General features: G+C 65.0%; 20 protein-coding genes. 12 read left to right on the forward strand and 8 right to left on the reverse strand.

Features of this window, described 5'->3' with window-relative positions; translation table 11 throughout:
• Positions 1-219 precede the first annotated feature (219 nt).
• Positions 220-828 carry an undecaprenyl diphosphate synthase family protein gene (locus MU553_RS08180; protein WP_247377583.1) on the reverse strand — a complete coding sequence of 203 codons (609 nt, stop codon included), beginning with the start codon at positions 826-828 and terminating at the stop codon, positions 220-222.
• Between the two features lie 247 nt (positions 829-1,075).
• Between MU553_RS08180 and MU553_RS08185 the strand changes: the two genes are divergently transcribed.
• Positions 1,076-2,416 (forward strand): DUF92 domain-containing protein, encoded by a 1,341-nt coding sequence (locus MU553_RS08185; RefSeq protein WP_247377585.1) that lies wholly within the window; start codon positions 1,076-1,078, stop codon positions 2,414-2,416.
• Positions 2,413-2,889: a GNAT family N-acetyltransferase gene (locus tag MU553_RS08190; RefSeq protein WP_247377586.1), complete on the forward strand. Its 477-nt coding sequence runs from the start codon at positions 2,413-2,415 to the stop codon at positions 2,887-2,889. Before MU553_RS08185 ends, MU553_RS08190 begins: the two co-directional genes overlap by 4 nt.
• Here the strand turns inward: MU553_RS08190 and dnaG are convergent.
• Complete coding sequence (gene dnaG / locus MU553_RS08195; protein ID WP_247377587.1) at positions 2,886-4,316, reverse strand: DNA primase DnaG; 1,431 nt, start codon at positions 4,314-4,316, stop codon at positions 2,886-2,888. The genes MU553_RS08190 and dnaG overlap by 4 nt on opposite strands.
• 191 nt (positions 4,317-4,507) lie before the next feature.
• Between dnaG and MU553_RS08200 the strand changes: the two genes are divergently transcribed.
• The 3 genes from MU553_RS08200 (at position 4,508) to MU553_RS08210 (ending at position 6,503) form a co-directional block, all read left to right on the forward strand.
• Positions 4,508-4,855, forward strand: coding sequence for a tRNA-binding protein (locus MU553_RS08200; RefSeq protein WP_247377588.1), 348 nt, complete (start codon positions 4,508-4,510; stop codon positions 4,853-4,855).
• Between the two features lie 310 nt (positions 4,856-5,165).
• Positions 5,166-5,465, forward strand: a complete 300-nt coding sequence (locus MU553_RS08205; RefSeq protein WP_247377589.1) for a hypothetical protein — start codon at positions 5,166-5,168, stop codon at positions 5,463-5,465.
• A gap of 96 nt (positions 5,466-5,561) precedes the next feature.
• A complete protein-coding gene (locus tag MU553_RS08210; RefSeq protein WP_247377590.1) occupies positions 5,562-6,503 on the forward strand; it encodes an HFX_2341 family transcriptional regulator in 942 nt (313 codons plus the stop codon).
• A 73-nt stretch (positions 6,504-6,576) separates the two neighbouring features.
• Here MU553_RS08210 and MU553_RS08215 read toward each other — a convergent pair whose 3' ends face one another.
• Positions 6,577-7,335 (reverse strand): DUF1405 domain-containing protein, encoded by a 759-nt coding sequence (locus MU553_RS08215; RefSeq protein ID WP_247377591.1) that lies wholly within the window; start codon positions 7,333-7,335, stop codon positions 6,577-6,579.
• Positions 7,336-7,462: 127 nt separating this feature from the next.
• Here MU553_RS08215 and pdxS point away from each other — a divergent pair, with 127 nt between their 5' ends.
• The 3 genes from pdxS (at position 7,463) to MU553_RS08230 (ending at position 10,143) form a co-directional block, all read left to right on the forward strand.
• The gene (pdxS, locus tag MU553_RS08220) at positions 7,463-8,371 is read left to right on the forward strand and encodes a pyridoxal 5'-phosphate synthase lyase subunit PdxS (protein WP_247377592.1); all 909 of its coding nucleotides are present in this window, start codon (positions 7,463-7,465) and stop codon (positions 8,369-8,371) included.
• Between the two features lie 6 nt (positions 8,372-8,377).
• Positions 8,378-8,839 carry a thiol-disulfide oxidoreductase DCC family protein gene (locus tag MU553_RS08225; RefSeq protein WP_247377593.1) on the forward strand — a complete coding sequence of 154 codons (462 nt, stop codon included), beginning with the start codon at positions 8,378-8,380 and terminating at the stop codon, positions 8,837-8,839.
• 116 nt (positions 8,840-8,955) lie between these two features.
• Positions 8,956-10,143: a mechanosensitive ion channel family protein gene (locus tag MU553_RS08230; RefSeq protein WP_282594255.1), complete on the forward strand. Its 1,188-nt coding sequence runs from the start codon at positions 8,956-8,958 to the stop codon at positions 10,141-10,143.
• Positions 10,144-10,413: 270 nt separating this feature from the next.
• Here MU553_RS08230 and MU553_RS08235 read toward each other — a convergent pair whose 3' ends face one another.
• Positions 10,414-10,836 (reverse strand): SCP2 sterol-binding domain-containing protein, encoded by a 423-nt coding sequence (locus tag MU553_RS08235; RefSeq protein ID WP_247377595.1) that lies wholly within the window; start codon positions 10,834-10,836, stop codon positions 10,414-10,416.
• Between the two features lie 313 nt (positions 10,837-11,149).
• Here MU553_RS08235 and MU553_RS23755 point away from each other — a divergent pair, with 313 nt between their 5' ends.
• A complete protein-coding gene (locus MU553_RS23755) occupies positions 11,150-13,084 on the forward strand; it encodes a DUF6114 domain-containing protein (protein WP_247377597.1) in 1,935 nt (644 codons plus the stop codon).
• Positions 13,085-13,125: 41 nt separating this feature from the next.
• Here the strand turns inward: MU553_RS23755 and MU553_RS08245 are convergent, their stop codons facing one another.
• The 3 genes from MU553_RS08245 to MU553_RS08255 all read right to left on the reverse strand — a co-directional run bounded on the left by MU553_RS08245 (position 13,126) and on the right by MU553_RS08255 (position 15,946).
• Entirely contained in the window at positions 13,126-14,001 is an 876-nt protein-coding gene (locus tag MU553_RS08245; RefSeq protein ID WP_247377599.1) for a homoserine kinase, read from the reverse strand.
• Positions 14,002-14,076: 75 nt separating this feature from the next.
• On the reverse strand, positions 14,077-14,964 hold the full coding sequence (locus MU553_RS08250) for an alpha/beta fold hydrolase (RefSeq protein ID WP_247377601.1): 888 nt from the start codon (positions 14,962-14,964) through the stop codon (positions 14,077-14,079).
• 64 nt (positions 14,965-15,028) lie between these two features.
• Positions 15,029-15,946: a hypothetical protein gene (locus tag MU553_RS08255; protein WP_247377602.1), complete on the reverse strand. Its 918-nt coding sequence runs from the start codon at positions 15,944-15,946 to the stop codon at positions 15,029-15,031.
• A gap of 96 nt (positions 15,947-16,042) precedes the next feature.
• Here MU553_RS08255 and MU553_RS08260 point away from each other — a divergent pair, with 96 nt between their 5' ends.
• From MU553_RS08260 to MU553_RS08270, 3 genes are read left to right on the forward strand one after another with little or no spacing between them, the layout of a single operon-like run.
• Complete coding sequence (locus tag MU553_RS08260) at positions 16,043-16,360, forward strand: MTH1187 family thiamine-binding protein (RefSeq protein ID WP_247377605.1); 318 nt, start codon at positions 16,043-16,045, stop codon at positions 16,358-16,360.
• Positions 16,361-16,408: 48 nt separating this feature from the next.
• Positions 16,409-17,341 (forward strand): methenyltetrahydromethanopterin cyclohydrolase, encoded by a 933-nt coding sequence (gene mch / locus MU553_RS08265; protein WP_247377607.1) that lies wholly within the window; start codon positions 16,409-16,411, stop codon positions 17,339-17,341.
• 1 nt (position 17,342) lies between these two features.
• Positions 17,343-17,849 carry a double winged helix-containing putative transcriptional regulator gene (locus tag MU553_RS08270; RefSeq protein WP_247377609.1) on the forward strand — a complete coding sequence of 169 codons (507 nt, stop codon included), beginning with the start codon at positions 17,343-17,345 and terminating at the stop codon, positions 17,847-17,849.
• Positions 17,850-17,864: 15 nt separating this feature from the next.
• Here the strand turns inward: MU553_RS08270 and MU553_RS08275 are convergent, their stop codons facing one another.
• Positions 17,865-18,770 carry a hypothetical protein gene (locus MU553_RS08275; RefSeq protein ID WP_247377612.1) on the reverse strand — a complete coding sequence of 302 codons (906 nt, stop codon included), beginning with the start codon at positions 18,768-18,770 and terminating at the stop codon, positions 17,865-17,867.
• Positions 18,771-18,901 lie beyond the last annotated feature (131 nt).

Consider the following 18,901-nt stretch of genomic DNA (forward strand, 5'->3'; position numbering starts at 1 on the left):
CCAAACCGCCGTCACGTCAAGCCGCACGTGACGTGCTTCGGCCTACCGGCCGAACTTCCGAGAGACTCGCTCTGTTCGTCTCTCGGCGTTTGGTCGCTTCCTTCCGTCAGCGACCAAACCGCCGTCACGTCAAGCCGCACGTGACGTGCTTCGGCCTACCGGCCGAACTTCCGAGAGACTCGCTCTGTTCGTCTCTCGGCGTTTGGTCGCTTCCTTCCGTCAGCGACCAAACCGCCGCTGACGATCCTGAAAGTCCCGAATCGCGCGGATGTAATCCCGCTCTCGGAAGTTGCGCCAGTTCACGTCCGTGAAGTACAGTTCCGAGTAGACGGACTGCCAGATCATGAAATCGGAGAGTCGCTCGGCACCGGTCTTGATGACCAGATCGGGATCGGTCGGGAAGACGAGCCGTTTCTCGATGTCCGCCTCGTCGATGTCCTCGGGATCGAGCTCTGTGGCGTCGACCTCCTCGGCGACGCCCTGCACGGCGGTCGCGAACTCGTGTTTCCCGCCCAGTCCGATCGAAATCTGGATCGGCGTGTCGGCCCGGCGTTCGTCTTCGGGACCGCGGACGGCCATCTCGCGCGGCGCAGTCACGTCCTCCAGCGACCGCCGCAAGGTCGGGACTGCCCCCTCGTCCAGGACGCTCACGTAGACCATCACCCGTTCGGCGCCGTACTCGAAGGCCCACCCGAAAAACGCCTCCAGCGTGTCGTAGGCACCCTGTTCCAGGAGGTCACGCTCGGTGATGACGACTGCGACGTTGTCCGGCGTGGCCTCCGCTGCCCACTGGGTGCGAGCGGCGAGATATCGGTCGTAGATACCCACGACTGTTGCTTTTTCGACCAGTAGCAATGAAGGTCACGGCTCTGCGTGTGGGGTGCCGTGCGGGGACGGAAGTTGTGCAGTGCTGTACAGTTGCGGAAGCTGTACTGTTCTGTGTAGGAAATTGTACGCGAGCGGCATAGCCGCTCGCGCTTTTTTGGTCCAGATTTTTTCGAGTGGGGGTCGCCGGAGGCGACCCTCCGAAGAAAAAAGGTGGTGGTTTAAGTGGTTCTCGCGGGTACCCCGGCACGTGACGTCGACAGTCCGGCGAGCGGGCGCGTTCGCGCTGGTCGGAACCCTGGCGCTACTCGTCCCGTTCGTGAGCCGTGCCACCCCGACGCCCGTCGCGACGGTCGCCGGGCCGGCCCCGTTTATTCTCCTCGCCATCCTGGCGCTGTACGTCATCGACGACGGGGTCCTGTTCGAGACGTTCGCCCGTCCGGGAGACCGACGAGACGGCCGTCTGTACGGGCTCGCTGGGTTCTCGCTGGCGGTCGCCGGGTTGGCGCTCCTCTCGCTGCAGTTCGGGCTGTCGATGAACGTCTTCATCGGCGCCGTGTTCATCCTCGCGTACGGCAATCTCGCCGAGCAGCTCGTCAGGACGGTGACGAGCGAAGACATCGTCGCGACCGCCGGCTTCGTCGCCGGCGGGTTCCTGGTCGGGACGGGCGCACAGCTCTCGTCGCTGGCGCTGACAGACACCTCGCTGTCGATTCCGACGGTCCTGTTTTTCGCTGCGAGCGGTGCACTGCTGGCCTCGCTGTTGCGCACAGTGCTGTTCCCGCGCGACGATCCGCTCGTGATGTTCTCGGTGGCGCTTTTGCTGTGGCTGTTCGCCGATCTCGCGGTGTCGGTGACGACGACGCGCATCGCCGTCGCGCTCGGCGTGACCGTCGGCCTGGGATACGTCTCCTACGCGCTGGAGACCGCGTCGCTGCCGGGCATGTTGACCGGCGTCTTCCTGGGCCTGTTGACGATCGTGCTCGGGGATTACGGCTGGTTCGCGATGCTCATCACCTTCTTCGGCGTGGGCGGCCTCTCGACGAAGTTCCGCTACGAGGAAAAACAGACGCGCGGGATCGCCGAGGAGAACGAAGGTGCACGCGGGAGCGGGAACGTGTTGGCGAACTCGACGACGGCGCTCGTCGCGGTCATCGGCGCGGCGGCAAGCCCGACACACATTCCGGTCGCACCGGAGATTTTCCTGTTTGCCTTCGCGGGCTCGATCGCTGCCGCGATGAGCGACACGCTCTCCTCGGAGATCGGCGGCCTGTTCGACAACCCGCGGCTGATCACGACCTTTCGGCGCGTGGACCCCGGGACCGACGGGGCGATCACGTGGCAGGGAGAGCTCGCGGGACTGGCCGGGGCGACGCTCATCGCGGCGATCGCGCTGGCGATGTTCGACGAAGTCAGCGTCCTCGGCTTCGCCGTGATCGCCGGGGCAGGCGTCGTCGGGATGACGGCCGACAGCCTGCTCGGAGCGACGATCGAAGGCCCCTACGTCGGGAACCAGGGCGTCAACTTCCTGGCGACGCTCGTCGCCGCCATCGCCGGGGGCCTCTTCGCCGTCGGCGCCGGGCTGCTATGATCCGAGACGCGACGCCCCAGGACCGCTCACGAATACGCGCCATCCAGCTGGCTGCGCTCGACGAACCGTGGCCGGAGCTGCTGGACCCGGCCATCGAGGGGCCGCCCATCGTCCTCGTGACCACGGCAACCCCGGACTCGACTGCCGACGGATCGACGACCGAGCCCGGAGCTGCCCGACGACCTGGCGACGAACCGGTCGGTTACGCCGTGGCGATTCCCGAAGGGGACTGCGCCTACCTGGCGGAGTTCGCCGTCGCCGCGGGCTATCGCCGATCGGGGCGGGGGTCGGCGCTCATGGACGCGCTCTGCCGGCGACTCGCTGACGAGGGGTTCGAGGCGCTTCGACTCACCGTGAAAATGGGCGACGAGGTCGCGCGGTCGTTCTACGACTCGCAAGGGTTCCGGGTGCGGTCACTCCTGCCACACCACTACGAGTCCGGGGACGGCCTGCAGCTCGTTCGCTCGCTCTAGGCGTTGGCTTCGATTTCGAACTGGTCTGCCGTCCGGACGCGCACGTTCGTCGGTTTCTTGACGTACTGTCCCTCGCGCTGCGCGACTACCTGTTCGACGCCCCGCTGTGCCGCCACGTCCAGGACCCGCTGGGTCAGTTCGCCGTCGAGAATCACGGCCGCCGGCACCTGCTCCGAGTCGGCGATCGCGTCGAACGCGTCGCTGGCAGGCGCCACGCCCACGCGCCCGAACTCGCTGTCGAGCAGGACGACCGACTCCGACTCCTTTCCGATGACGGCGTGGACGTGTCCGGCGATAGTTTCTGGCTCGTCCGGCGTTCCGGGACCCACGCCAGTCGCTGCTGGGTCATCCGCTGTGTCGTCGTTCGCCGCCGCGGTATCGGCGGGTGACTGTTCAGTGTCGTCGGTGCTATCCGCATCGTCGGCACCGGTACCGACCTCGGCCCGGTCAGTCTGTGGCTCTTCGGCCGTCGTCGCCTCGGGTTCACACGACGGTGCGTCGACGCGCTCGTCGGGGCCGTCAGGGTGTGACGGCGCGTCAGCTGCCGGTTGCTCGCCGGTGGCTTCGGGCGGGGCCGGACGCGTACTCCCGTCGGTCGCGGCGGCCAGTTCGTGGGGCGTGCTCGCGTCTGCGACGACCTCGAAGGGAACTTTCTCCCTGAGCCCGGACATGATCTCGTCACGCGAGAGGTCCTCGACGGACCGGCCTTCCGGAGCGAACGCCGCGTAGTCGATGTTGCCGACCTGTCGGAGCTCTTTGAGGATCAGATCGCCGCCGCGGTCACCGTCGAGGAACGCCGTAACCGTCCGCTCACGGGTGAGTCCGGCGACCGCGTCGGGGACGTTCGTCCCCTCGACGGCGATGGCGTTCTTGATCCCGTACTGGAGCAGTTGGAGCACGTCCGCGCGACCCTCGACGACGATGATCGCGTCGCTGTCGGCGACGCGGGGGCCTGCCGGGAGCCCTTCGTACTCGGTGATGTCCGCGACGCGAACCTCCTGGCGGACTTCCTCGACCAGGTCCTCACTGCTCATGACGTCGTCTTCGAACGACGAGAGCAGATCGGTGGCCCGGTCGACGACTTCGCGGCGCTTGGCCGCACGCACGTCCTCCAGTTTCGTCACTTCGAAGTCCGAGCGACAGGGGCCGACCCGGTCGATGGTTTCCAGGGCCGCCGCCAGGATCGCGGTCTCGATCTTGTCGAGGCCGCTGGCAATGGTCACCTCGCCGAACGACTGGCCGTTCTCCGAGCGGATCTGGACGTCGATTCGCCCGACCTTCGAGGACTGTTGGAGGTCCCGCAAGTCGAGGTCATCACCGAGTAAGCCCTCGGTCTGGCCGAAGATCGCACCGACGACGTCACTCCGCTCTACCACCCCGTCCGTCTTGATGTCCGCGTGAATGAGGTATTTTGCTGAATCCTGCATTGGTAATGAACTGCCCCGCTGAGGGGCGTGAATGATGTGATGACGTGTCCATGAGCGAATCCATGGATACAGTGTGACGTAGGTGACGACGGGTCCATATACCTACTGCCGAATCGCCTGGTACTTCGTCGGGGATCTCACGAACGACAGCGACCCGCAGGATACTTCCCGGTCGCGAGATGGTGACTGCCATGGGAATCGAAGCAGACGACATCGACCCCGCGACGTTCCTCGAAGACGTGGAGATGCGCATCGGCACCGTCGTCTCCGTGGCGGACTTCCCGGAGGCGCGCAAGGACGTGTACAAACTCGAAGTGGATTTCGGCTTGGAGGTCCGCCAGTCCGCGGCCGGCCTCACGGGCAACTACACCGAAGACGAACTCGAAGGGCGGCAGGTCCTCGCCGTCGTGAACCTGGGCACGGTGACCATCGCCGGCTTCGAGAGCCAGTGTCTCGTCACGGGCGTCGACGACGAGAACGGCGACGTGGTTCACCTGCAACCGGAACGGGACGTGCCCGACGGGACCCGGCTGTACTGAGCGTCTCCCCGTTCTCGGCCGCCGTTCGCCGATCTAGGGCCGTCTTATTCGCGAGTATCGCTAGATTTCTGTCCGATCGAGTGGCCTCGAGTAACCCACCAGACCCCCATCGGGCGGGTAATCCGACCGTATCTCCTCCCGGATCGGCAGCGTGAGTTCCGACGTTCGTGGGGGACGTACCCATGGTACTCCGTGGACCCTCACGATAGTTTTTACTCGATAGTAAGTAAAGCTTATTTAACTCAGCGGCGTCGAGAAGAGTAATGACTGGAACCACTTCTGAACACCTCGAAAACGCGGAGTTGGAACAATGATGTGGCAGGACCTGATCTTTCTCGGCGGGAGCGTGTTCTCACTGATCGTCCTGGTCCCGACTCTGCGGGATCAGATGGCGAACGTTCCCCTGGGGACCTCGCTGCCGTCGGCCACGATCGGCATCATCTACGGGACGACGTTCCTCTCGCTGGGAATGACGATGTCTGCAGCCGGCTCGCTCCTGACGGGGCTCATGTGGAGCGTCATCGCGTTCCTTCGGTCACCGCATCCCTACGACCACCTCATTGAGTCCGACCCCGTCGGGAACGCGGACAACTACCAGTCGGCAGACTGAGCGCCAGCGGTTTCGAGCGTTTTTTCCGGCCACGTGCGCGGTTCGAGTGGGGTGAGAACTCGAACGCTTAACAGTGCGTCCTAACTACTGGAACCCATGCAGACACACATCGTGCCGGTCGGCTTCGACTACGACCGGCTCATCGCGCCGCTCGTCCGGGAGCAACTGGACGTCGACCGCGTGATCTTACTGGAGGGGGCGGTGGGCAGCGAGGCCAACGTCGAGTACTCGCGGAACTTGGCCGAGAAGCTGGAGAAGGACTTCACGAACCTGCTCGGTGCCCAGACCGAACGGGTCGTCGTCGAGGACGTCTACGACTACGACGCGGCCTTCGAGCAGGCGTACGCGCTCATCATGGCTGAACTCGACCGCGGGCGCGAGGGGGACGGGAACGACACGGAGATCGAGGGGGTCTGGGTGAACATCTCGGCGATGCCCCGGACGGTGTCGTTCGCTTTCGCGACGGCGGCCCACTCGATCATGGTCGAGCGCCAGGAGGACCGCGACCGCATCCACACCTACTACACGGTCCCCGAGAAGTACCTCGAAACCGAACTGGCCGAGGAACTGCGCCGCCAGATCGACCTCCTGTCGGACCTCCGGGACGGCGGCGTCGACGACGACCGGGTCACCGAGCGCCTGGAGAGCGCCCAGGATCTGCTCGACGAGTTCGACGAGCGCGGGACGACCATCGGCGCGAAGGAGATCGGCGGGAGTCACATCGTCGAACTTCCGGTCGCTTCCTTCTCGAACGTCAAGCCCTTCGAGGAGATCATCCTCTTCACCCTCGGCGAACACGGCGAGTTCGAGTCCGTCTCTGAACTCGCCCAGGAACTCGCGCGCGAACTCGGGGAGGAGTACACCGACTCGTTCCGCTCGAAGGTCATCTACAACGTCGACCGCCTCGGCCCCGGGGGGAAAGGCTACATCGAACAGGAGGAACACGGGAAGTCCTACCGGACGCGGCTCTCGCGGATCGGGGAGTTGTGGGTGCGTGCGCACGCGGATAGCGTTCCCGAGCGCAGCGAGGGAACGTAAACGCGAGCGGCGAAGCCGTGAGCAACGTGCCTGAGCGCAGTGAGGGCGGAAACGAATTGGTCGGGCGATTCGGTCAGTGGCCGAGTTCGGCCTTCGTCGCTCGCGTCGCCATCGCGAGGAACACGGCCAGCACCGTCAGCACCACCGCACCGGCAGCGGCCTGGTCGTGAACGGCGAGGTCGTGGTTGAAGCCCGCGGCGATTTCAGCCGGGAGCAGGGTGTGGTGTGGCTCACCGACCAGCGGGATGAAGTAGTCGACGACGTCGTTGAACAGGTACCAGCCGGTGGCGACGGCAATCGCCCAGATCGGGAAGGCGCTGTAGCGGTAGATGATGAACGCCTCGACGGCCATCGCGAAGTGGCTCCAGACGAGGAAGTGATACAGCCACAGCGGCGTGTCCCCGAGGCCGTTAACGTAGAGTTGGACGTACGGCGTCCAGAGCCCGAGTTTGATACAGCCGAAAAACGCCAGGACGTGGAGCAGTTCCAGATCGAGATCGAGCTTCCAGGCGACGAGCGAGAGCCCGATGAACATCGTCGCCACGGGGCTGTCGGGCACAACTGGCCAGGCGACGAGCGGTTCGACGGCGAACTGGCCAGCGATGAGCGGGGTGTCGAGCGGGATCGGCTGGAAGCCGTAGTACCAGAACCCGAACGCGGTGCCCAGGAGGTTGACGATCGCGATGGGCCAGGCCAGTCGGAGGGCGGCGTCTTCCAGCCAGGCGGGCAGCGGCGCGACGTACCGCGGCAACGGCTCCCGGTCGGGGAGCCGGCCGTCGAAGTAGCGGGCGATGAACTGCTCCAGTCTGCGGCCCGCATCCGTGACCGACATGGACGGGTTGTCGACGGGCGGTAGCAAAACGGTACCGGAGCGCACACAGCGAGACACAACGTGGGAACGCCGTCGCGTCGTCCGGCAAAGGACACGCGTTAAGTGGATGAAAACCTAAGCGCCTGATATGCCTGAAGAGACCGATCTGGAGGATCTACAGCGCGGAACCGAGCTGGTCAAGCGCGGTTTCGCGAAGATGCAGAAGGGCGGGGTCATCATGGACGTCGTCAACCCCGAGCAGGCCCGTATCGCAGAGGACGTCGGCGCAGTCGCGGTGATGGCTCTCGAAGCCGTCCCCGCCGACATCCGCAAGCGCGGCGGCGTCGCCCGGATGGCCGACCCCGCGGACGTCGCCGAGATCATCGACGAAGTCTCCATCCCGGTGATGGGCAAGTCCCGCATCGGCCACCGGAAGGAGGCGGAGATCCTCGAAGCGATCGGCGTCGACATGGTCGACGAAAGCGAGGTGCTGACGCCCGCCGACGACCGCTATCACATCGACAAGCGCGAGTTCACCGCACCGTTCGTCTGCGGCGCCCGCAACCTCGGTGAGGCCCTGCGTCGCATCGACGAGGGCGCGGCTATGATCCGCACGAAAGGCGAGGCCGGCACCGGCGACGTCAACCAGGCCGTCCACCACCAGCGCAACATCAAGGGCGCCATCCGCGAACTCGAAGGGATGACCCACCAGGAACGCGAGAAGTGGGCCCGCGAGAACGAAGCGCCCGCCGAACTCGTCCACGAGACCGCAGAGATGGGGCGGCTGCCGGTCGTCAACTTCGCCGCCGGCGGCATCGCGACGCCCGCCGACGCCGCGCTGATGATGCACCACGAGTGCGACGGCATCTTCGTCGGCTCCGGCATCTTCGGTGCCGAGGACCCCGAGGCAATGGGCGAAGCCGTCGTCGAAGCGGTCAACAACTGGGACGACCCCGAAGCGCTCGCCGAGATCTCCTCGAACATCGGCTCCGGGATGAAAGGCAACGCCAACGTGGACCTGCCCGAGGAAGAGAAACTCCAGGGCCGGGGCGTCTGAGAGTCGATGTCCGGGGAGTCGGCCCGCGACCCCGCCGCGGTCGCCGACGACCTCGACACACCTGTTTTGCTGTTCGACGGCGTTTGCAACCTCTGTAACTCCTTCGTGCGGTTCGTCGTTCGGTTCGACGCCGAGGGCACGTTTCGGTTCGCTCCCCTACAGTCAGCCATCGGCGAGGAACTGCTCGCGCGATACGACCTTGAACCCGACGACGAGACGTTCGACACCGTGGTACTCGTCGAAGACGGCGAGGCGTACACCAGATCGACCGCTGCGCTCCGGGTCGCGCGGCGACTCGACGGCCCGTGGCCGCTGTTATATCCCCTCGTCTATCTCCCGCGACGGCTTCGAGACGGCATCTACGACCTCGTCGCGAAGTACCGGTACCGCGTGTTCGGGAGCAAAGACGAGTGTCCGATGCCGGACCCGGAACTCCGCGAACGGTTCGCCGAACGGTCGTTCGACTGACAATTAGACACCACACCGTCTCGGAAAGCGGTCGGCCAGCCGTCGATAATCGGTCGAAATACAAGAAACGATAATCCGAGGCCCGGATTTTTCATTCCGAAGTCACTGATTCGAATATGGTCGCCAAATATATAAATGATTTTAGGTATTTGCTGGAGGGAGTGGTGTCCACGGAAGCACGGGTCGCGGCGACCGTCGTGTTGACGCTCGCAGCCGCGGTGACGGCCGTCGTCCTCGCACCGCGCGTCGTCAGGCTCGTCCATCGCTCGCTGAAAACCCGAGTGTTCGGCCACGAGCGCATGCCGTTCGAACCGCCGGAGTTCGACTGGCAACTGCCGGTGACGGCGTTCGTCCGGACGATCCAGTTCGCTATCTTCCTGGCCGTGGGCCTCTCTGTTATGGTCGTCTGGGGATTCGTGGACCTGGCGCTCAGGACCGTGGCGACGATGGCGATCCTGATTCCGACCCTGCTCCGGGGACTCCTGACGATCGGTCTCGTCGGCGGGACGCTGATCGGCATCGACGTGCTGGAGTCGGCGATCGAGGAGTACGCCGAGGAGTCGGACGCGTTGAACCAACACCAGCAGGGGATCGTCTTCCGCGTGCTGCAGGTGACGGTGCTGATCGCGGCCGCGATCGTCACGCTGTCGCTCTGGGGCGTCAACCTCGGGGGCCTGCTCGTTGGCGCGGGCTTCCTCGGCATCGTCATCGGGACTGCCGCACGGACGACGATCGGCTCGTTCATCGCCGGCTTCGTGCTGATGTTCGCTCGCCCGTTCGAGATCGGCGACTGGGTCGAGATCAGCAACGACGAGGGGATCGTCACCGACATCACGATCATCAACACGCGGATTCGCAGCGCGTCCGGCCAGGAGATCGTCATCCCGAACGAGCGGGTCGCGAACGCGACGGTCACGAACCTGACCAGTTTCGAGCGGCTGCGGCTCTCCGTCGACGTTGGCGTCGACTACGAGGCCGACGTCGAAGGGGCAGAAGCCGTTATCGAGGAGACGCTCACCGAGATCAACCACGTCCTGGCGAACCCCACGCCCCAGGTCGTCCCGAAATCGTTCGGTGACTCCGCGATCGTGCTGGAGTGTCGGTTCTGGATCGACCACCCCAGCGCGGCCAAGCGAGCGATGGCGACCGCAGCGGTCGTCCGTGAGGTGAAAGCGGCACTCGACGAGGCCGGCATCAAGATCCCGTATCCACAGCGCGAACTGCTCGGCCGCGAGGAGGCCGGCGGCTTCCACGTGAACGGCGTCGCCGACGAGGAACCGCGGCTCGTCAATGATCGGCAGTAACTGCAACAGATGGGCTTCACCGACTCGTCGAGGCACGCTGGCCGTGATTCCGACTCGGCGGTGGCGGACGCATCCGCGGCACGAAGTGGTGCGGTTCTCCGGACGCGAATGGAACGAGCGTCCGGTAGTTTTTCCCCAAGGTTTTGGAGATCGGGGGCGGGTCGCGGGCTGCAGGCCCGCGACCGTATGTCGTGGCGGCTTCGCAGCCACGCAGTTCCCGCAGGCCGACGGCGTCGGCCGAGGAAACCCCGATCTGTAAAAAGTGGGTGGCTAGTACTCGTAGTCCGTGTCGATGGTGCTGGCGGTTTCGACCATCGCGACGGCGGCGTCGGAGTACTGCAGGACCTTCTGCATGTCGCCGTCGAGTTCGAAGACGCCGGACATCAGGCCGTCGATGGCCCCGACTTCACCTTCGGTCAGGCGGACCCAGTCAGCGTACGAGCCACTGTAGATGAACCCGTAGTCGACGGCTTCCGGGTCGTCGATCTCGCGGCAGTCGAACACGTCACCGTCCTCGAGGCCGATGAAGAAATACCGGTCCTCGGGAAGCCGGTCGTCGGCTTCCAGATGGAAGATGAAGTTCCCGTTGAAATCGACCCCCCAGCCCTCGCTGGATTCCTGATAGTCCTCGTTGTTGCTCAGTGCTTCCTCCCACTCCTCGATCCACTCGTTAGTTGGAAACGGTAGTGCCATTGTTGTATCCTCCGTACTTGCGACAGCAGGAAGAAATCAACAGTATTTTTAATAAAGATTCTCCCGGAATTATTCCGCCATTTATATCACCAGTTATTTCTTGTATCTTATGCCGGAAGATATCAGACGGACGTACCTCTACCCTTAAATTACCGGTCAATCGTCGCAGAATTCTTTTTTAGTGTTCCGGAGTAGTACAGTTCAAGAGAGCACCGCATCTGGGGAATTGCGGCGCGAAACGTGCGTTACCATGAGTGTAAATCAGAAATCACGGTTTGGGCGGGATGAGCAGGTTGCGTCAGTCGTCGGCTCAGTGGTTGGGGGACTGCTGGGCGGTGCGCTGATTCAGTTGACTGGCGGTGCGGAAGCGATGCTCCTTTTCGCGTGGCTCATCGACGGCAGCACCGTCGCGACCGGCTGGGTCGTCTGGATGGGGCTGGCTCTGGTGTTCGGCGCCGGGTTTGCCATCTTCATGTCGCGCGGGGTCAACAAGTTCACGAACACGATCATCATGATCTCCCGGAAGAGTGAGACCACCCAGAAGATCCTGGTGCCGTTGCTTCACCGGTCGGCGCTCGGCCTCACCGCCGGGAGCATGGGTCTCCTCTACGGTCAGATTCTCGGCTTCGGCTTTTTCGCGTGGCTCGTCCCGATCATCCACGCGATGAACGGCCATCCGGTCGAGATGTTCCCGTTGGCGAACTTCCCGGTCATCGTCGGGTACATCGTCTACGCGCAAGTTCTGGGGACGGTGTACGGGATGTTGCTGGAAGCGGAGTGGTACGAACTGGGCAGCGGGGACGGCACAGAACAGTCCGCAGCGCTCGTGGGTGCAGTCGGGGGCGGACTCGTCGGGAGTGGCGTCCTCTATCTGGTCGGCGGTGCCCAGACGGTGGCGACGCTCGGCACGCTCGTTGGCAGCCGGTCCGTCCCGCACGGCGTGCTGGTGTTCATGCTCGCGGCGCTCCTCTTCGGCGTCGCCTTTTCCTGGGTCCTCTCGCGGACGATCAACGACTTCACGACCACCGTCATCATGTTCTCCCGGCGCAGCGAGACCACGCAGAAAATCCTCGTGCCCCTGCTCACCCGAGCGGCACTCACGGTCACGGCCGGCAGCATGGGACTGGTCTACGGTCTCGTCCTCGGGGTCGCCGCGGTCGCCCTCGGGACGGTCGGCGTGGTCCCCCAGACCGGGCTGGCTGGCCTCCTGGCGTTCGCCGTGTACGGGAACGTCCTGGGGAACGGCTACGGGCTGATGATGGAGAAAGTCGACCTCTCGGGACTCGGGCCGAGCGAGGAGTACCGAGCCGGCCTCACGGGTTCGGTCGGCGCGGGACTGCTGAGCGGGCTGTTCATCCTCACGTTCGTGGGACTGTCAGTGTTCAGCAGGCTCGCAGAGCTAGTCGGACAGGACGGAATCTTCACCGGCTTCCTCGTGTGGATGGGGGTCAGCGCGGTCCTGGGGTTGGCGTTCGTCGCCTACGTCTCGCGGACGATCAACGACTTCACGACCACCGTCATCATGTTCTCCCGGCGCAGCGAGACGACCCAGGCCATCCTGGTGCCCCTGATCACGCGTGCGGCACTCACGGTCACCGCCGGCAGCATGGGACTGGTCTACGGCCTCGCGCTCGGCGTGCTCGCCTACGGTGGCGCGCTCGCCGGACTGATTCCGCCGGTGAGTCCGCTCATCGTCCTCGCCTTCGTCATCTTCGGGCAGGTGCTCGGGACGACGTACGGCCTCGTTCTCGAAGACGCGGACCTCAGCCTGCCGTTCGGAAGCGACGACGAGTCCGAGTCGGTCGCCGAGGGCGAGAAAGTCGAGTACGTGCCGCCACACGAGCGGCCCGGGTTCGCCGGGTGGCGCGCTCGCCGTCCGTTCGCGGGCGGAGTGATGCTCATCCTCGCTGGCATGATCATCGCGGCGATTCCGATCCGACTCCAGACGATCCCCGCCACCTCCGGGCCCTCGAAGGCCGCGCTCGGGATCGTCTTCGGTGCGATGGTCATCGCCTGTGGTGCCTTCGCGCTGGTAAAGCCCAATCTCTCCACGCTCATCGGTGTCACCGGCATCGCCATGTCGATCCTCTCGCTCATCGGCGCGTTCGGTGGACTGGTGATCGGCATGCTCGTGGGGATCGTCGGCGGGAACCTCTGCATCGCCTGGCAGGACCCCACTGTCGACGAGGAGTCGAGTTCAGAGAGTCGCTTCAACTGGATCAGCGAAGGCGAACGCCAGCAGTGGTAGCGGTGTGATTTTTTGCGATCAGTCACCGACGCACGAGCCGCTCAGTAAATAGTTGCGCCGTCGCCGATCTCGGTCTGGTAGACCCGTGACTGGACGCCAACCTCGTCGAACGCGTCCATCATGGCCGTGCCGACGGACCGCTGGTCGGACTCGTGACAGGCCGCGATGACGGTCGGGCCGGCACCGCTGATCGTCACGCCGGTCGCACCGGCAGCGTGGGCAGCGGCTTTCACCTGCTCGTAGCCGTCGATGAGATCGGCCCGGGCCGGCGTGACGACGGTGTCGTTCATCCCGGTGCCGACGAGTTCCGGATCGTTACGGTGCATGCCGGAAGTCAGCGTCGCCGCCCACCCGACGGTTTCGACGAGCTGCTCGACGCGTGCGGTCTCGGGAACGACCCGACGGGCATCCCGCGTCGAGACGACGATGTCGGGCAGACAGGCCACCAGCGGGATGTCGGCGTCGACCTTGGTGACGCCCTCGTCGGTCGCGATGGTGAACCCGCCCATGATCGACGGCGCGACGTTGTCGTCGTGGGCGTCGCCGGAGACCACAGCTTCGCCTTTGGCTGCGATGGGGACGAGTTCCTCGCGACTGTAGCCCCGATCGTACAGTTCGTTGAGGCCGACGGCGGCCGCGGCCGCACTGGCGGCCGAAGACCCGAGTCCCGAGGCCGGCCGGACGCCTTTGTCGATCTCGATGTGCGCCGGAGCCTCCAGGGCCTCTGCCACCGCACCGACGGTGTTTTTCTCCGGGTCTTCGGGGATGTACTGGCTGCCGACGCCAGTGACCTCGATCGTCGTTTTCGCTGCCTTCTCGACGCGAACGATGTCCGCCGGGCGGTCGAGTGCGACGCCGAAGACGTCGAAGCCGCTCCCGAGGTTCGCACTCGTCGCCGGTGCCCGGACGGTCAGCATGCACGTGGCTTTCCGTAGGGCGGTCAAAAAGGTAGCGAACTGTTGGTTCTGGGTGCCCCTGACTCCAGCCGTCAGTCAGTCGGCGAGGAACGACGCGACCTCCGAACCGACGACGTCTGGCCGTTCCTGGTGCATGAAGTGGCCGGCGTCCCGCACTTCGACGACGCGACAGTCCGCTTCGAACGCCGCGTCCGCGTTCGCGAACAGGTCCGCCCCGATACACCCGTCGTTTTCCCCCGCGATCACCAGCCCCGGGACGTCGATCGTCGGGAGGTCGTCGAGGTCGGGACGCCCGCTGCCGACCAGGTCGCGAACGAGCGGGTTCACGAACTGCCGGTAGTACGAGAGCGACGCGTCGACGGTGCCCGCAGTGCGGAACGTTTCAGTGACGGCGTCGATGCGGTCCTCGTCGTAGTCCCAGCCGGGACTCCAGAGGTTCCACAGCACCTCGATCAGGGCGAAGTCGTCCCGTTGCAGCGTTCGCTCGGCGAGCCCCGGGAGCTGGAAGAACCAGACGTACCAGCTCCGGAGGAACTGTCGGGGGTGGTGCCAGATCTCGGCGGCGAACCGCGGCGGGACCGCCATCGTCACGATCCGCTCGAACCGGTCGGGAGCCATGCGAGCCGCCGCGTAGGCTGCGACGGCGCCCCAGTCGTGCCCGATCAGGACGACGTCCTCGTAGTCGTCCGCCTCGTCGAGGGCCGTCGCCAGTTCGACGGCGTCGCTGCCGAGAGCCGTCGCACTGTAGTCGTCGTCCGGGGCCGGTCCCGTCGGCTCGTACCCGCGCATGTACGGGGCGACGACCGTGAACCCGGCCTCGGCGAGGCGTCCCATGAGCGGTTCGAAGGTCCCGGCGTCGTCGGGAAAACCGTGCAGGCAGAGCGCGAGTCGGTCCCCGTCGCCGCGGGTGAGACACTCGAAGTCCAGGCCGTTGGCCGTCACTTCGCGTCGCTCGTCGGTCATGGACGGAGCGTCACAGCCGGCTCACTTACCGACTGGGTATCAGGCAGAAACAGCAGCGGCGGCGTCAGCTCAAGGTGTAGTCGTCGGTGTCGATCTTCGCGGTGACGACGACCGCACGACCGTTCTTCGAGGAGTTGACGTTGTCGTAGTCGTCGAAGGAATCGCCGTCAGTCCAGTCTTCGACGTCGTTCATGTCGACGTCGTCTTTGCTGTTGAACACCACGACCCGCTTTGCTTTCGAGGTCTCGCCGTTGACGGTCAGTTTGAACCCACTCGCGACGGCCCCCTCGAACTGACCCGCTTCCGCGTTCGTCTCGTCGGATTCTTCCTGAGTTCCCCCGTAGACGAACGTCCCGGAACCGAGTTTCCCGATGAGCGTTTTGAAGTCCTCCTCCGCTTTCGCGTAGCGCTCTTCGTTCCCCTTCTTGGTGTCGATGAGCGCTTCGAGGACGTCCTTCGGCTCGCCGCCGCCGGAAAAAAAGCTCATCCGGGCGTAGACAACTTCGTTTTTCTTGACAGCGACGCCCTGGAACCCCTGTTTCGTGTATATGGTGTACCCTTCGTGGTCGCCGTCTTCCTCGAAGTCGGCGTCTTCGAGTTCGCTCCCGACGTCGTCTTTCTTGAACTTGCCCGTGATGACGCCGTTGGACCCATTGACGCTGATCTGGGAGTTGACCTCGTCGAAGTCGACGTTCATCTGGTCGAGCGGGAACCTGTCTTCGAAGCGCTCGAAGGCCTCGAACACGTCCTCGTCGAAGTTGTCCTCGTTGTTCCGGATCGCCGTGACGTCGCTGTATGAGAACGAGTAGTGGTCAGTACCCTCGACGATCACGCCGGGTTCGGGCAACCAGGAATCGTACGCACTGCTGCCACCGCCGAGAAACGGAATCGAGCTACAGCCAGAGAGACTCCCTGTGACCCCGAACCCTGCAGTCGCCGCACCGATCCGAAGCGTGCCACGTCGTGTAATTTCGTCAGTCATTCCTACAAATCGCTTAGCCGTGAATGGTAAATTCCTTTTTACATTACGAGACTACTTTCCGAGTGTTCATCTGGTGGGAGCCCGAAAACTCGCAGAATGACCGTGATCGGCTTCCTCAGCGTCGCACCAGTGCAAGAAGCGAGCATGGCCGGCCAGGTCGCCGAGGCCGTCGCCGCTCTCGAGGAGTTCGACGTCACCTACGAGACGACGCCGATGGGAACCACCATCGAGGCACCGGACAGCGCCGAGTTGTTCGCGGCCGCCCAGGCGGCCCACGAGGCGGTCGACGCCGACCGCGTCTCGACGGTCCTGAAAGTCGACGACAAGCGGACCCGCGAAACCACTGCCCAGGAGAAAGTCGAGGCAGTCGAGGCGGAACTGGGACGGCCGGCCCGGAGTACCGACGACGAGTGACCGGGTCGGGACGAGTGTTTTTAACCGACGGCGAACGGAACGGGGAGTATGGAGAGTCTCAACAGGATGGCGACCGATCTCGTCGACGAGGCGATCGACTTCGCCGACGAACTGAACGTCGCCGTCCGTCCGCTGGATGGACAGGCGACGGTACTCGATTTCGGCGTGGACGTTCCCGGCGGGATGGAGGCGGGACTGCTGCTCGCCGAGATCCAGACGGCCGGACTGTCGTCCGTCCAGACCACCATCGACACCGTGGCGGGAGCGCCGCTGACACACGTCGAACTGTCGACCGACCACCCGGCGCTGGCGCTGCTCTGTGGCCAGAAGGCCGGCTGGGAGGTCAGCGTCGACGGCTTCGAGGGGCTGGGCAGCGGCCCCGCCCGCGCGCTCGTGGCCGAAGAGGACGTCTACCAGCGAGTCGGGTACCGCGACGAGTTCGACTTCGCGGTGCTGGCACTGGAGACCGAAACCGTCCCGGACGAAGCCGTGGCCGAACAGGTCGCAGAGATGACCGGCGTCCCCGAATCGAGCGTCTTCCTGCCGGCCTTTTCGGCGGCGAGCATCACCGGCTCCGTACAGATGGCCGCGCGGGCGGCGGAACTCGCCGTGTTCCGGCTCTCAGAACTCGGCTACGATCCGCTGGACGTGCTCTCGGTGACCGGCAGTGCCCCCGTCGCCCCCGTCGCCGACGACGAGGAGACGGCTATCGCGCGGACGAACGATGCGCTGGCGTACGGCGGACAGGTCCACGTGACCGTCGACAGCGAGTTCGACCGCTTCGACGAGGTCCCCTCGACGGCCACCGAGGAGTACGACGAGCCCTTCGCCGACATCTTCGAGGCCGCGGACTGGGACTTCTACGAGGTTCCGGAGGACGTGTTCGCGCCCGCACAGGTGACGATCGACGTCGTCGGCGGCTCGACGTACGTCCTCGGCGAACAGAATCACGAGCGGCTCGCAGAGAGCTTCGAGCTCTAGGATGCGATACAAGGTCGCACCGGACCCGGAAGACGGTCGCGACACGCTGGCGGCGGCGCATCGCGCCGTGCCGCTCGTCCCCGGGAGCACGGACGACTGCTGTGCCCGCCTCCAGTCGCGGCTCGACCTCACCACCCGTGAGGACGCTCGCGAGTGGCTCGCCTTCCTCGACGCGCTCGGCCTGGCGACCGAGACGACGCGCGGGTACGAGCGCGTCCAGACCGACCCGGCCGCCGACGCCGTCGGGGCCGCCTTCCGTGAGCACGTCTTCGGCGCCCGCGAGATCCTGGACGCGCTCGCGGCCGCCGAGGACGCGGTAACGGCCGGTGAAGCCTTCGCGGAGATTCGACCGATAGTGCCGACCTGGGAGCGCAATCGACACGACGACTGGGAGCGGGTGTGGCGAGAGCGCACCAGTCGGTTGCTGGAATGGGCGGCCCTGCTGGGGGTAGCTGAAAAACGGAGTGACGGATACGTCGACGCGCCCGCCTCGCAGGAGCGTCAGTAGCCCTCGATTCGGGGTTCAGGAACCCTGATGAGTGGTTCGATGATGACCCCCACCGCCGCCGTGATGGTGGCCGCCATCGCCGTCGGCGAACCGCGGATTGGTCTCTGCGAAGACGCCCTTCGGATTGTCCGTGTGCAACCAGACGTGTAAGGTCCGCAATTCGGGGTGGGTGATGACGAAATCGACGGTTCGCATCGTTCGCTCGCCTTGTTTCCCCGTCGTCGACCCCCAGTTCAGCGTTGTCGTATCGCCGGGCGACAGGGAGGCGTCCGCCGGGGTGTACTCCGACCAGTTCTCGCTCGTCAGGAGCGTCTCCAGGTCGAAGCTGTTGGCGTCGCGCTGCATGCTGTCGGGCGTCGCGAACACGTGCGTGGCCGCGTGGTGCGTGCCCCAGGTCTCGGTGAACGGCGTCCCTTCGTCGGCGAACAGATCCAGTTCGGAGTCGACGGCATCGACGGGGACTGCGTACTCGATGGACCCGAGCGCCAGTCCGTCGCCGGTTCGGACGTACGTGAGTAACGGCGGTTTCTCCCGCGTGAGACCCGTGTTCGCGGCCTCGGAGACGTACCCCTGGTTGATGAAGTGCCACCCCATGCCGTCCATGTAGGGACCGAGAACCGCGTACCCGTCCGCCCGGGCGGCTTCCGTGTCCTGGTACTCGGCCGTCGCCTCCTGAACGGACTGAAACTGCGTTTTGAGTTGCTCCGACGACTCGGCCAACTGCGTGTCGGTGCCCGTCGACGGGGAGTCGGTAGTGGTCGCCGTCCTGGACGTCGTGGTCGGGGCCGATCGCGACGGCGTTGCCGTGGTCGACTGTGCCGCGTCCGAACATCCCGCCAGCGCGGTGGCGAGTCCGGTGCCGACGGCGAGTAGCGCGCGTCGTCTGGTGTATCGCCTCCCCGAGCGGTCCGTCTCAGACATGTCTCACCGGATCATGCACAGCTCGGAATAAATGCGAGATGGCGGGTTTGCTACCGGAGTGTTTTCGAGTGCTGAACAGACTGTTGCGGTCGCCACGCGAGTGCGACCGGCGCCAAACGCTTACCCAATCG

This window comes from Halorientalis brevis, from assembly GCF_023077655.1.

What these genes read in the sequence shown, in the direction of transcription:
- MU553_RS08260 (WP_247377605.1), top strand. Translation starts at nt 16,043, where the DNA reads ATGACCGTGATCGGCTTCCTCAGCGTCGCACCAGTGCAAGAAGCGAGC.
- MU553_RS08210 (WP_247377590.1), top strand. Translation starts at nt 5,562, where the DNA reads ATGCAGACACACATCGTGCCGGTCGGCTTCGACTACGACCGGCTCATC.
- MU553_RS08225 (WP_247377593.1), top strand. Translation starts at nt 8,378, where the DNA reads ATGTCCGGGGAGTCGGCCCGCGACCCCGCCGCGGTCGCCGACGACCTC.
- MU553_RS08230 (WP_282594255.1), top strand. Translation starts at nt 8,956, where the DNA reads ATGGTCGCCAAATATATAAATGATTTTAGGTATTTGCTGGAGGGAGTG.
- mch (WP_247377607.1), top strand. Translation starts at nt 16,409, where the DNA reads ATGGAGAGTCTCAACAGGATGGCGACCGATCTCGTCGACGAGGCGATC.
- MU553_RS08235 (WP_247377595.1), bottom strand. Translation starts at nt 10,836, where the DNA reads ATGGCACTACCGTTTCCAACTAACGAGTGGATCGAGGAGTGGGAGGAA.
- MU553_RS08245 (WP_247377599.1), bottom strand. Translation starts at nt 14,001, where the DNA reads ATGCTGACCGTCCGGGCACCGGCGACGAGTGCGAACCTCGGGAGCGGC.
- pdxS (WP_247377592.1), top strand. Translation starts at nt 7,463, where the DNA reads ATGCCTGAAGAGACCGATCTGGAGGATCTACAGCGCGGAACCGAGCTG.
- MU553_RS08190 (WP_247377586.1), top strand. Translation starts at nt 2,413, where the DNA reads ATGATCCGAGACGCGACGCCCCAGGACCGCTCACGAATACGCGCCATC.
- MU553_RS08270 (WP_247377609.1), top strand. Translation starts at nt 17,343, where the DNA reads ATGCGATACAAGGTCGCACCGGACCCGGAAGACGGTCGCGACACGCTG.
- MU553_RS08205 (WP_247377589.1), top strand. Translation starts at nt 5,166, where the DNA reads ATGATGTGGCAGGACCTGATCTTTCTCGGCGGGAGCGTGTTCTCACTG.
- MU553_RS08200 (WP_247377588.1), top strand. Translation starts at nt 4,508, where the DNA reads ATGGGAATCGAAGCAGACGACATCGACCCCGCGACGTTCCTCGAAGAC.
- MU553_RS08215 (WP_247377591.1), bottom strand. Translation starts at nt 7,335, where the DNA reads ATGTCGGTCACGGATGCGGGCCGCAGACTGGAGCAGTTCATCGCCCGC.
- MU553_RS08275 (WP_247377612.1), bottom strand. Translation starts at nt 18,770, where the DNA reads ATGTCTGAGACGGACCGCTCGGGGAGGCGATACACCAGACGACGCGCG.
- dnaG (WP_247377587.1), bottom strand. Translation starts at nt 4,316, where the DNA reads ATGCAGGATTCAGCAAAATACCTCATTCACGCGGACATCAAGACGGAC.
- MU553_RS08250 (WP_247377601.1), bottom strand. Translation starts at nt 14,964, where the DNA reads ATGACCGACGAGCGACGCGAAGTGACGGCCAACGGCCTGGACTTCGAG.
- MU553_RS08255 (WP_247377602.1), bottom strand. Translation starts at nt 15,946, where the DNA reads ATGACTGACGAAATTACACGACGTGGCACGCTTCGGATCGGTGCGGCG.